The following is a 12,654-nucleotide window of genomic DNA, read 5'->3' on the forward strand; positions in this document are numbered from 1 at the left end:
TTTATTCTTCAGCCAAAACCATCGGGTTGGGTTTTGGCTTGCCAACCTGCTTTAAAAAATTCTCATCATGGTGACGAAAAAGCTCTTTTTGTCCCTGTACTCGTAGCATGGTATCAGAAACATAAGACCACGTACCATCATCGTGGAACGTAATTTCAATTTCGTAAGATTCAGTTCTGAATGCTTTTTCAAGGAAAGTTGTGGCGCAAATTCCATATTCGGTTTCGCCACGAACCGCCTTTAATTTAAGGGTTTTATCATTAGGTTTCGCATGACCAGATGCAATTGCCACCAAACCACGGGGAATTGCTATTGTTTGCAAAATCAATCCTGTTGCAGGCTCCCACAACCAATAACCAACTTGATCGTGGAACGCTATTGTTTCTTCATCAGTGTTGACTTTGACGTGGTATCTTAAACCATAAAAAAGCTGTGGCCCGTTCGCTTGTGGGTCAATTGCCTGAAACTCAATGCGTTCTTTATATTTTCGGGTTTCAGGGCCATCTTCCTTTGGACTTGTATCAGAACCTTTCACGCCCTCCCATATACCAGCAAGACGACTGAGCGGCCCCAAATTATCCAAAGTGTTTGGATCCACATCCTCGGGTTCTGTATAAATATCGTCAAATTCCTTGGCCATTTTATCGTCCTATTTAAAAATATTCTGATAATTTATACCAATAAATTATATGGCAAAGCTATTTTTTCATAATATTGTCGAAGATGCCGCCATCGGCAAAATGCTGTGCCTGCACCTTCGCCCAACCACCAAGCGCATTGATGTTAAAGGTTTTAACATTGGGGAATTGTTTGGAATATTGGGCAAAAACTTTTGGCAAAATTGGGCGATAATAATTTTTTGCAGCAATATTTTGTGCTTCTTCGCTATAAAGCATTTTTAAATAGATATTGGCAATTTGTTCATTGCCTTTCTTCTTTGCGTTGCGTGTAACAACGGCAACCGGCGGTTCGGCAAGAATTGAGATTGACGGCGTAATAATTTCAAACTTATTTGGCTCAAGTTCTTTTAAAGCCAGTAGTGCCTCATTTTCCCATGCAAGCAAAACGTCACCAATCCCACGCTCAACAAATGTATTGGTTGCACCCCGTGCGCCAGTATCAAGCACCGGAACATTTTTATAAAGTGCATGTAGATATTCAACCGCCTTTTGTGGATTGCCATAAGCTTTTAGCGCCCATCCATATGCCGCAAGATAATTCCATCTTGCGCCACCCGATGTCTTCGGGTTTGGCGTAATTACTTGAACACCTGGGCGCACTAAATCACCCCAGTCACGGATTTTCTTTGGGTTACCCTTACGAACCAAAAATACAATCGTTGAAACATACGGCGATGAATTATGTGGCAATAATGATTGCCAATTTTCTGGCAATCGTTTTGACCGTTTTGCGATTTCATCAATGTCCGCCGCTAGGGCCAACGTAACCACGTCGGCGGGAAGGCCATCAATAACCGCGCGAGCCTGCTTACCAGAACCGCCATGTGACTGCCGAATTATAACATTCTGTCCCGTTTTACTTTGCCAGAATGCCGCGAAAAATTTGTTATAAGCAGTGTAAAATTCACGGGTTGGATCATATGAAACATTCAATAGCTCAAATGTTTTTGCCGCGAATGCCGGTTTAACAAATGCTGAACCGCAGAATAAAGATGCCGCACCAATTTTAACAATCTCGCGTCTGTTCATAACAATCTCCAAAAATGGAATAATTATTTCAATAATATTATCTTTGAAAGACCAATCAATAGATTGTAGTTCTTTTTAATTTGCAAGTTATAGAACTTTAATCCCGCAATTACTATTTGCAGGCTTTTAAATTAAACAGCAAAATTAAAATAATTATTCCGTTGCCTCAATCATATCCTTTATGGTTTGGAACAATTGATCGACTTGGGATTTATCAATGATTAATGGCGGGGATAAGGCAATCGTATCGCCAGTAACACGTATAAGCACACCTTTTTCATAGCATTTGGTGAAAACTTCATAGCCACGCGCGCCAATTTTGCCATCGCGCGGTGCAAGCTCAATACCTGCAATAAGGCCAGCATTACGAATATCAACCACGTTTTTAACACCCTTTAAAGAGTGGGCCGCAGATTGCCAATATTCATCTAATTCGCCCGCGCGCTCATAGAGGCCCTCTTTTTGCATTATATCAACGGTTGCCAACCCTGCCGCACATGCCGCCGGGTGCCCAGAACATGTATAGCCATGAAATAATTCTATTAATTCCTCTGGCCCATTCATAAAGGCATTATGGATTTTATCATGGGCAAAAACGGCACCCATTGGCAAATAGCCATTATTTATCCCTTTGGCAGACGTAAAAATATCGGGCATAACATTATAATATTGGCTGGCAAAGGGTTTCCCCATACGACCATAGCCGGTGATAACTTCGTCAAAAATCAACAAGCACCCAATGCGGTCACAGGCGGCGCGGATTTCTTCAAGATACCCTTTTGGTGGAATAATAACCCCTGCCGAACCGGAAACAGGCTCAATAATAACCGCCGCAATAGTTTCAGGACCATGCAAAGCGGCGATGCGCTCCACATCTTTGGCAAGCAGCAAGCCACCATTTTCCGGCTGCCCCATGGTAAATGTATTTTCAGGCAATAATGTATGTGGCAAGTGGCTTACATATGGCAATGTCGGGAAAATTCGGCGGTTGTTTACAAGACCGCCAACTGAAATCCCACCAAAATTCACCCCATGATATGCTTTTTCACGACCGATAAGGCGAACCCGTTTACTATCACCCTTGGCTTGATGATATGCAAGGGCGATTTTTAATGCTGTCTCAACACTTTCAGAGCCTGAATTTGTAAAGAAAACATGACCGAATCCATTGGGTGCAATTGTGCTTAGCTTTTCGGCAAATTCAAATGCAACAGGATGTCCCATTTGAAAACTTGGCGCATAATCAAGCTGTGACATCTGTTTAGAGACGGCATCAACAATTTCTTTGCGCCCATGCCCGGCATTAACAGTCCAAAGACCGGCTGTACCATCCAAAACTTTACGATCATCATGTGAAGTGTAATACATCCCACTTGCGGAAACCAATAAGCGTGGATTGTTTTTAAATTGACGATTGGCGGTAAATGGCATCCAATAGGATTTTAAATCGGGTGAGTTTGTCATATTTATCCCTGAATCAAAATTGTTATAACAAATTTAATGCAGATTACGACAAATTTCCATAAAGGCAATGGCCTTGGAAAATTCTTTTTTATAAATCACACTCTATTCACGTATATCGTCAAGGTTTAATGATACAATATTTATTTGTGCATCAATGGCACGAATTAACGTCCCCTTTTTCCTGCGCAATGCATAAGCACGCATTGTAAATAATGGTGAAAACTCCAAATCCTTAATCGGCGAATGACCGACAATAACTGGCGTATTGAAATAGACATTATTTTCATCATCAAGGAATAAATGCCATTTTCCACCATGCAATGTTCTTATATTCTCACCAAGGAAACGAGCAAAAGTGATGCTAATTTTCGAAATCTCATCTTTGGATTTACCTTGCACCATTAAATCAAAAAGGGATTCCAACTTCTCATAACAAGGTTCTGATAGATTTAAATTGAAATTATATTTTGTCGCTTCTGCAAAAAGCCAATCCAACTGCTCATCCATTTCAATTAAGAAATTTTCAAAATCAGCTTTTTCTTTTGTAAATTCTTTTTTATATTTCATTTATAATATCTATTTTTACATAATTAGTAATTATTCAAAATAATTTGTATCACTATATTTGGGAAAAATATATGTCTATTGGAATTACTGTTGGGGCCATCACCGATGAAATCGGAAACGGCGACTTTATTCATGCTTTTTTCTCATCAATTTGTGCATTATGCGAACCGAACGGTTGGGGCAGCAAGTACCCACTTTTAATGAATGAGTTATATCAAGGAAGTCTTGCTTGGAATAACGCAAAGCAAGCGTTATTAGAGCTAAAGGATGCCAGATTATGCCTTGAAAAATTTCCGCCAGCAGCGGTCGTTTGGGACATAAATGAACCCGATTCCCGCCCACCATGGGGTGACAAAATTGCAGGCACAATTACCAATATGGGCAATTATTTTGTTTCAAGTTCTGGCAGAGATTTATTTGATTTACTCGAAGAAGCATTAGAAGCATCATATACATCAAAAAAAGATGCAATTATTGAACATTTTTAGAAGCACCCTCCAATTAAAATAGAATAAAATTCTAAATACTCACCTTTTCCCCTAACTTAAAAACAAGACTCCGTACAATCTCCTGAAATATGGCAAAAACGCAAACAGAATCTCATTCTTTATTTGTTGGTGTTTATAGGTTGATAATCCATGGTTCAAAATTGAAGCAATAAATCGGCAATGTTAAATGTGCGCCAATTATTAAAAATAATACGCACCAAATTGTTGATAAGGGCATTCATTTGACCACGAAATTAAAATTACCTGCAATTCTTTTGGCACACGATTTAAGAAGCGGCAAAGTGCTTTATTGGCACGAATCTGGCTGGTTGGAAGAATTAAAATCACCGATTATTGCTAATGACGATGGCACAGTTGCACAACTAATTGAAACCATAAAAATTGAAACCGCAAAAAATATTGTCGTCGATGCCAGTATCGAAGAAATTATAATTAATGAAAATAATCAAATTACCTTTCGTCATTTTCGTGAACGCATAAAACAAAATGGGCCAACCATTAAATATGGGGTGGTAAATGTATAGATATGATGAATTTGACGCCAAATATGTGCAAGAGCGTACTGAACAATTTAAAAGCCAAATTGCACGTCGTCTTGATGGTTCTTTAACTGAAGAAGAATTTCGCCCGCTTCGTTTGCGTAATGGCGTGTATTTACAGCTTCATGCCTATATGCTGCGAATTGCTATACCATATGGCACGTTAAGCAGTGCACAAATGAGGGTTTTGGGCGACATAGCCAATAAATATGATCGTGGTTATGGGCATTTTACAACACGCCAAAACATCCAGTTCAATTGGATCAAACTAGAAGATGTTGGTGATATTCTTGATGATTTAGCAAAGGTGCAAATGCACGCCTTGCAAACCTCCGGCAATTGTATCCGTAACGTTACCGCAGACCACCTTGCTGGTGTTGCAAAAGATGAAATCGCCGACCCGCGACCAATTGCCGAATTAATCCGTCAATGGTCAACCAATCATCCCGAATTTTTATATCTACCGCGTAAGTTTAAAATTGCGGTTACGGGTGCAGCAAGTGACCGTGCGGCAATTCGTGCGCATGATATCGGACTTGAGATTGTTAAAAAAGATGGGTTTTTGGGTGCGAAAGTAATTGCCGGTGGCGGCCTTGGCCGTACGCCAATTATTGGTAAAGTAATTCGTGATTTTGTGCCGATTGAAAATCTGCTTGGTTATCTTGAGGCGGTTTTGCGTGTATATAATGCTGAGGGGCGGCGTGATAATAAATATAAGGCGCGTATAAAAATCCTGCTCAATGAAACCGGCAAAGATGAATTGATTGCCAAGATTAATGCCGAATATGATAGATCTAATCATTCAGCGATTGATGTCCCACCGCAAGAAATCGCACGCATAAATGAATATTTCAAAGCGCCTATTTTGCCTAAAATTGAAAATGCAAATGCAGTATTACAAGATGCAATTAAATCATCAAAGGAACTCGCGGCATTTGTTGAAAACAATACTTTTGCCCATAAAAATGATGACTATCTTGCGGTTTTGGTTTCGTTAAAGCCAATCGGCGGCATTCCGGGTGACGCGACCGCCGAACAACTTTATGCCATTGCCGATATTGCTGATGAATTTTCATTTAGTGAGCTGCGCATAACACATACGCAAAACATAGTTTTGCCAAATGTTGCCAAAGATAGAATTGCGGCACTGTTCACAAAACTAAAAGAACATGGCCTTGCCACCGCAAACATTGGCTTAATAAGTGATATTATCGCCTGCCCTGGGCTTGATTATTGCGCGCTTGCTACCGCACGTGCCATTCCAATTGCACAGGCGATTTCTGAACACTTTGCCGATAGTGATTTACAAAAAGATATTGGCGCATTGGGAATAAAAATTTCTGGCTGCATCAATGCCTGTGGTCATCACCACATTGGAAATATTGGCATTTTGGGTCTCGAAAAAGCAGGGCGTGAGAATTACCAAATCACCATTGGCGGCGATGCAAGTGAAAACATGGCAATTGGTGAGCGCCTTGGCCCAGGGATTGATGCCGAAGAAGTTCCGGCAGCCGTCGAAAGGATTGTCAACACCTATAAAAACCTTCGCCATAAAGGTGAGACCTTTATCGAAACATATCGACGTGTAGGCATTAATGATTTCCGCCTCGCCTATGAAATGCGGGAGGTTGTGTAATGCCAATAATTTCCAAAGAAGGCCAAATAAAAAATGGCAATGATGAAATTGTTATTATCGCCAACACCGATAATCCCGAAAACATTTTTGCACTTTACCATAATACAGAAATTTTGGGCATTGAGTTTCCGTCATATTCGGATGGGCGCGGTTTTACACTTGCTAAACGTCTAAGGAATTTGGGTTTTGCGGGGCGCTTGCGCGCAATTGGGCCTTTAATTCCCGACCAATTTGCCGAAAGCATTGATGTTGGTTTTGATGAGGTTGAAATCAGCCAAGAACAACTAAACCGTCAACCCAAAGAACAATGGTTTGCGGCATTAAAAACCTTTTCCAAAGCCTATCAACAAGACGGGCACAAACAATCAATTATTGCCGCAAGATGGGCGAATAAATCATGAATTATATTGAATTAAAACTTGCAGAGCGTCTAAAAGCCATTCGCGAAAATATTGATGGTCGAATTATATTCACTACATCACTGGGAATTGAGGATCAGCTTTTAACCCACCATATAGCAAGTCAAAAACTTGATATTGAAATTGTCACCCTTGATACAGGTCGCCTTTTCAATCAAAGCCATGCCCTATGGCAAGAAACCGAAGATAAATACGGTATTACAATAAAAGGTTTTTACCCAGACCCAGAAGCAATTTCCAAATGGGTTCGCGCCAATGGTACAAATGGCTTTTATAATTCGGTTGACGCACGCAAAAACTGCTGTGCAATTCGTAAAATTGAGCCTTTAAATCGTGCACTTTCTGGTGCCGATGCGTGGTTAACCGGTTTGCGCGCCGACCAATCGCAATCACGTGCCACGGTTCAAATTATCGAACAGGACGAGGCCCGTAAAATTTTCAAAATAAACCCGTTGATTGATTATAGCCGCGACGAAGTGGTTAAAGAAATTCACAAATTAGGCATTCCATATAACCCGCTTCATGATGAAGGCTTTGTTTCAATTGGTTGCGCCCCGTGCACACGCGCGATTGAAGCTGGCGAGGATGAACGCGCCGGACGTTGGTGGTGGGAAGATAGTCTATCAGGCAAAAAAGAATGCGGGCTTCATGTTGAAGACGGAAAAATAAGCAAAATTAAACAAATACAAGAAGCATAAAATGAACAAGCAATTATCCCATCTTGATCGTCTCGAAGCCGAATCCATAATGATTATGCGTGAGGTTGTGGCAGCAACCGACAATCCCGTCATGTTATATTCAATCGGCAAAGATTCTGCGGTGATGCTTCACCTTGCTATGAAGGCATTCTATCCATCATTGCCCCCATTCCCGCTTTTACATGTTGATACAGGTTGGAAATTTCGGGAAATGATTGAATTTCGCGATGAAACTGCAAAACGTCTTGGACTTGAATTAATCGTACATATGAACCAAGAGGGTGTGGCACAAGGCATTAATCCATTTACGCACGGTTCACGAATTCATACTGATGTTATGAAGACCCAAGGGTTAAAGCAAGCACTTGATAAATATGGGTTTGATGCCGCATTTGGTGGAGCGCGCCGCGATGAAGAAAAATCACGCGCCAAAGAACGTGTCTTTTCATTCCGCGCAGCCGGCCATAGGTGGGATCCCAAAAATCAACGCCCTGAACCGTGGCGTCTTTTCAATACGCGCAAACGCAAGGGCGAAGGCTTTCGGGTGTTTCCTTTATCCAATTGGACTGAATTTGATGTTTGGTCATATATTCAGCGTGAAAACATTCCTGTTGTTCCGCTTTATTTTGCCAAAGAACGCCCAATTGTTGAACGTGATGGCGCGCTAATCATGCGCGATGATGACCGCATGGAATTGCAAAATGGCGAAAAAATTGAAAGCCGCCTTGTGCGTTTCCGCACCCTTGGCTGTTACCCCCTAACTGGCGCAGTTGAATCAAACGCCACGACAATAAGTGAAATCGTTGAAGAAATGCGAAATTCCCGTGTTTCGGAACGTCAAGGGCGAATTATTGACCATGATGGCAATGCCTCGATGGAACAGAAAAAAGCCGAAGGTTATTTCTAAACATGACAAAATTAGATACTAAATCCGAAATTATCGCAAATGCAGAGCCTCTAAACCAAAACCAAATTGGGCTTTTGCGTTTTATAACCTGTGGCTCTGTGGATGATGGAAAGTCAACCCTTATCGGGCGGATGCTTTATGACGCCGGACAGGTCTTTGATGACCAAATTGAGGCTTTGGATGAGGCCAGCAAAAAATTCGGCACAATTGGGCAAGAACGTGACTATGCACTTTTAGTTGATGGCCTTGCCGCAGAGCGTGAACAAGGCATCACGATCGATGTCGCCTATCGCTACTTTCGTACCGCTAAACGAGCCTTTATTGTTGCCGACACCCCTGGGCATGAGCAATATACACGCAATATGGCAAATGGCGCATCAAATGCAGAACTTGCAATCATTTTAATAGACGCCCGCAAAGGCGTTTTAGCGCAAACCCGCCGCCATGCTCTTATCACCTCTTTGATGGGGGTTAAAAAAGTAATTTTGGCGATTAATAAAATGGATTTAGTCGATTATTCGCAACAAAAATTTGATGAAATCAAAGCGGATTTCCTGTCGCATTCATCGGTTTTTGGCTTTGATGAGGTTTATGCAATCCCACTGGCGGCAAAAAATGGTGAAAACATCCTTTTAAAAAGTGATAATATGGCTTGGTATCACGGGCAAAGCCTAATTAATTATCTTGAAACCATAGAGATTAAATCCACAGAAAGCCCGCATTTTCACTTTCCCGTGCAATGGGTAAATCGCCCGAATCTTGATTTCAGGGGGTTCTCTGGATTTGTAACGGGCGGTGACATTAAGATTGGTGATAAAATCAGGGTTTCATCAAGTGGTCAAACCGCCAATGTTGCCAGAATTGTTACCTATGACGGCGACATTCAAAAAGCACAAAAGGGGCAGTCGGTAACGCTTACCCTAGATGACGAAATTGACGTTTCACGCGGTGATATCATCTCATCAGCAAAAACTGAGTTACGCCCAAAAACCGGATTTACAGCTGATGTTTTATGGTGCTCTGCAACCCCATTATCACTTAACAAAGAATATCTTATCAAAAATGCCACAAGTGAAATAAACGCCTATGTGGTTTCTTTGGGTAAAGGTTTTGATTTCGATAATCTAAAAAATAAAGAGATTGAACGTCTTGCAATGAATGGTGTTGCCGAAGTTGAAGTCAGGCTTTCAAAACCTTTGTTGGTTGATACTTATAAAAACAACCGTGATTTAGGCGCATTTATTCTAATTGATAAATTCACCAATGAAACCATCGCCCTTGGTATGGTGAAAACTGCCAAGATAGCAAAAACCGGAACCTATGAGGCAATTGAACAATTTATCCAACGTCTTCTTCCCGATAATGCCGATAAATCAGAAGTCCTTAATTACGTAAAATCATGGTATCCGTTTTCGGCAGTGGCGACATTCTTTATCGTGTTGTTAGTAACGCACCGGATAGATGTTTCAATGCTTTCGGCTTTGCTAGAACTTCTTCTCAAGCCATTCGTACAATTATTGCATTTCAGCGCTTATGAAAAAAGCAAAAATCTAGTTCATGCAGATGATGAGAATAATATTGATGGGTATGGAATATGACACAAATCCGCATCCCCAAACCTATATCCCACCAAAAAATGCAAGATTTGGCAAATCTGCCACTTTTTCATAAATTACAAAATCGCCGCATTATTGTTGCAGGGCATGAAGTCGGGGCGATGTGGAAAGCGGAATTACTTGCTGCTACTGGTGCGCATATCGACCTATTTCTTGGTGTAGACATTAATCAAGAACACAAAAGGGTTTTTGATAAAATTGAAAATGTAATCCTACATGAAAGAAAATGGGTGGATGGTGATTTTCAAAATCGCGCACTAGCGGTTTGCCAATCTGTATCAAACGATGATGCCGTTGCATTTGTGGCTGCGGCACGTAAAAATTCTGTCCTTGTAAATATTATTGATAAACCAGAATTTTGTGATTTTACTTTTGGTGCGATTGTTAACCGTTCACCACTTGTTATCGGAATTTCGACCGATGGCGCGTCACCTGCATTGGGGCAAGAATTACGCGGGCGATTGGAAACAATGCTGCCACAGAAAATTGCAAATTGGCTTAAAACCGCCGCCGATTGGCGACCAACAATTAAAAAATCAAATCTTGATAGCAAGCAAAAACGTGATTTTTGGCATAGGTTTGCGAAAAAAGCACTTGATGCCAAAGGGCAAGAGCCAGATGATGGCTTGCTTGAAACACTAATTAGCCAAACCCCAAAGAGCGAAGGTAATGTTTGCTTGGTTGGTGCGGGCCCTGGAAATCCAGAATTACTAACCATCGGTGCGTTACGCGCCTTACAATCGGCAGATGTGGTTTTAGTTGATGACCTTGTTTCACAAGATATAATTGATTTTGTTCGCCGCGAAGCAGATATTATATCTGTTGGAAAGCGTGGTCATAAACCATCAAACACCCAAGCATCAATAATTCAAACCATGATTGACCATGCCAAGGCCGGTAAAAATGTGGTGCGTTTAAAAGGCGGTGACGTTTTGGTTTTTGGACGCGCGACCGAGGAAATAAAGGCATGCGAAGCAGAAGGTATTCCAATTAAATTAATTCCCGGCATCACCACAGCTCAAGGGGTTGCCGCAAGCCTTGGCATATCCATGACCGACCGTGAATATTCGCACAAGGTGCAATATATAACTGGTTCAGGTAAAAATGGCACATTGCCAGATGGCATCAATTTTGACGCAATTGCCGACAAACACACAACGACATTTGTTTATATGCCGCGTCATACAATCAATCAATTTGTTCAAAAAGTAATTCAAAGCGGGCTTTTGCCCGAAACCCCCGCGGCAATTATAATTGATGCCACAAGACAGGGACAACGTAATATAATAACAAATATTGCGAAAATCCCACAAGCTTTTTCCGATATTGAATATGACAGACCAGAAATCTTGATAATTGGTGATGTTTTAAAAAATTCGAATGCTTTTCAAGAAGCCGTAACAGGTTTTGAGGATTCAACAAAAATGCCCGCGTATGAAATGTAGTTATTTTGCAACCGACAAAGTAACTTCTTTATTTTTCTCCAAATCCTCTAAGCGAGATAATAAAGCGGCCTTTATTTTATCATAGGCATCAGTACCAAGCGCCAAGCGTTTTGGCATTTGCGCACTATCGGCACAATCAATCATTGCTTGCGCAATTTTATCTGGATCATTAGGTCGTGGCATATTACCGCTTTTACGCCGCTCGCGCATTGCACCAACTGGCGTATTTTCGTATTCTTCCATGGCCTTTGCATGTTGCATTGAGGCATTACCGAATGAGGTTTCAGCGGCACCCGGTTCGATAAGACATGCTTGGATATTGAAATTTTCCACCTCGGCGATAAGGCTTTCGATTAAACATTCCATCGCCCATTTTGTCGCTTGATAATATCCCATTCCGGCAAAGGCAACATGCCCACCCATTGATGATAATTGCAAAATCTTGCCACCACCAGTTTCACGGAAGTGTGGTAAAAAAGCACGGATTGTAAATAATGAACCCATAATATTGGTTTGAAACTGTGCTGAAATCTGCTCTGCGGTTGCTTCTTCAATTGCACCACTTAGGGCATATCCCGCATTGGCAATCACAACATCAATTTTACCAAAATCTTTGATAACTTGCGCCGTAACATCATTGGTTGGCGCCTCATTATTTACATCAAGGGCATAGGTTTTTAATTGTTGCGGATATTGTCGCAACAAATCATCAAGTGCATCTTTCTTACGCAAAGTCGCGGCGACAATGTCACCGCGTACAAGTAATTTTTCGGTAATCAGTCTGCCAAAGCCGGATGATGTTCCGGTAATAAACCAAGTTTTTGTCATTTCGCTATATTATCAGATTCTTTTGAACAATGGTGATTTTGATTGCGCGGCATCATTTTGAGTTAAGAATTTCTCGGTGAAGATATCGCGCTCAAAAAGGCGACCGCGCATTAATGCAGTGATGCAAGCGTCTATCATTGGTGGCGGACCACAAAGGTAGGCGGTTTGTCCCGCAAACAAATCATTAAAATGTGCCTTCGCCGCATCATGGACAAAGCCCTTTGCACCATTCCAACTTTCATCACCTTCCGCATCTGAAAGCGCAGGGATATAAGTAAAATTTGGATGCTTTGACGCAAGCTCGCTGAATTCTTCAA

Annotated in this window: 13 protein-coding genes and 1 pseudogene; 8 read left to right on the forward strand and 6 right to left on the reverse strand. The window is 41.4% G+C overall.

Annotated features, from left to right (window positions below; genetic code table 11):
• Position 1: 1 nt before the first annotated feature.
• The 4 genes from KXV15_RS12750 to KXV15_RS12765 form a co-directional block, all read right to left on the reverse strand.
• Positions 2 to 640 (reverse strand): FABP family protein, encoded by a 639-nt coding sequence (locus tag KXV15_RS12750; RefSeq protein WP_240008596.1) that lies wholly within the window; start codon positions 638 to 640, stop codon positions 2 to 4.
• 58 nt (positions 641 to 698) lie between these two features.
• The gene (locus tag KXV15_RS12755) at positions 699 to 1,709 is read right to left on the reverse strand and encodes a sulfate ABC transporter substrate-binding protein (protein ID WP_240008597.1); all 1,011 of its coding nucleotides are present in this window, start codon (positions 1,707 to 1,709) and stop codon (positions 699 to 701) included.
• A 153-nt stretch (positions 1,710 to 1,862) separates the two neighbouring features.
• A complete protein-coding gene (aptA, locus tag KXV15_RS12760; RefSeq protein ID WP_240008598.1) occupies positions 1,863 to 3,173 on the reverse strand; it encodes an omega-aminotransferase AptA in 1,311 nt (436 codons plus the stop codon).
• 102 nt (positions 3,174 to 3,275) lie between these two features.
• A complete protein-coding gene (locus KXV15_RS12765) occupies positions 3,276 to 3,740 on the reverse strand; it encodes a hypothetical protein (protein ID WP_240008599.1) in 465 nt (154 codons plus the stop codon).
• A 71-nt stretch (positions 3,741 to 3,811) separates the two neighbouring features.
• Here KXV15_RS12765 and KXV15_RS12770 point away from each other — a divergent pair, with 71 nt between their 5' ends.
• The 8 genes from KXV15_RS12770 (at position 3,812) to cysG (ending at position 11,509) form a co-directional block, all read left to right on the forward strand.
• Entirely contained in the window at positions 3,812 to 4,228 is a 417-nt protein-coding gene (locus KXV15_RS12770; RefSeq protein ID WP_240008600.1) for an Imm70 family immunity protein, read from the forward strand.
• A gap of 242 nt (positions 4,229 to 4,470) precedes the next feature.
• A complete protein-coding gene (locus KXV15_RS12775; protein WP_240008601.1) occupies positions 4,471 to 4,773 on the forward strand; it encodes a DUF2849 domain-containing protein in 303 nt (100 codons plus the stop codon).
• Positions 4,766 to 6,424 (forward strand): nitrite/sulfite reductase, encoded by a 1,659-nt coding sequence (locus tag KXV15_RS12780; protein WP_240008602.1) that lies wholly within the window; start codon positions 4,766 to 4,768, stop codon positions 6,422 to 6,424. Before KXV15_RS12775 ends, KXV15_RS12780 begins: the two co-directional genes overlap by 8 nt.
• Positions 6,424 to 6,825 carry a DUF934 domain-containing protein gene (locus tag KXV15_RS12785; RefSeq protein ID WP_240008603.1) on the forward strand — a complete coding sequence of 134 codons (402 nt, stop codon included), beginning with the start codon at positions 6,424 to 6,426 and terminating at the stop codon, positions 6,823 to 6,825. Before KXV15_RS12780 ends, KXV15_RS12785 begins: the two co-directional genes overlap by 1 nt.
• The gene (locus KXV15_RS12790; protein ID WP_240008604.1) at positions 6,822 to 7,541 is read left to right on the forward strand and encodes a phosphoadenylyl-sulfate reductase; all 720 of its coding nucleotides are present in this window, start codon (positions 6,822 to 6,824) and stop codon (positions 7,539 to 7,541) included. Before KXV15_RS12785 ends, KXV15_RS12790 begins: the two co-directional genes overlap by 4 nt.
• 1 nt (position 7,542) lies before the next feature.
• Positions 7,543 to 8,448 carry a sulfate adenylyltransferase subunit CysD gene (gene cysD, locus KXV15_RS12795; protein ID WP_240008605.1) on the forward strand — a complete coding sequence of 302 codons (906 nt, stop codon included), beginning with the start codon at positions 7,543 to 7,545 and terminating at the stop codon, positions 8,446 to 8,448.
• 2 nt (positions 8,449 to 8,450) lie between these two features.
• Entirely contained in the window at positions 8,451 to 10,046 is a 1,596-nt protein-coding gene (gene cysN / locus KXV15_RS12800) for a sulfate adenylyltransferase subunit CysN (RefSeq protein ID WP_240008606.1), read from the forward strand.
• Positions 10,043 to 11,509: a siroheme synthase CysG gene (gene cysG, locus KXV15_RS12805; RefSeq protein ID WP_240008607.1), complete on the forward strand. Its 1,467-nt coding sequence runs from the start codon at positions 10,043 to 10,045 to the stop codon at positions 11,507 to 11,509. Before cysN ends, cysG begins: the two co-directional genes overlap by 4 nt.
• Here the strand turns inward: cysG and KXV15_RS12810 are convergent, their stop codons facing one another.
• Together KXV15_RS12810 and KXV15_RS12815 are read right to left on the reverse strand one after the other, a co-directional pair.
• A complete protein-coding gene (locus tag KXV15_RS12810; RefSeq protein WP_240008608.1) occupies positions 11,510 to 12,337 on the reverse strand; it encodes an SDR family oxidoreductase in 828 nt (275 codons plus the stop codon).
• Between the two features lie 12 nt (positions 12,338 to 12,349).
• Positions 12,350 to 12,654, reverse strand: a pseudogene (locus KXV15_RS12815) (phenol hydroxylase); the annotation flags it as partial.

This window comes from Pseudaquidulcibacter saccharophilus, assembly GCF_019455445.1.
Classification (GTDB): domain Bacteria; phylum Pseudomonadota; class Alphaproteobacteria; order Caulobacterales; family Aquidulcibacteraceae; genus Pseudaquidulcibacter; species Pseudaquidulcibacter saccharophilus.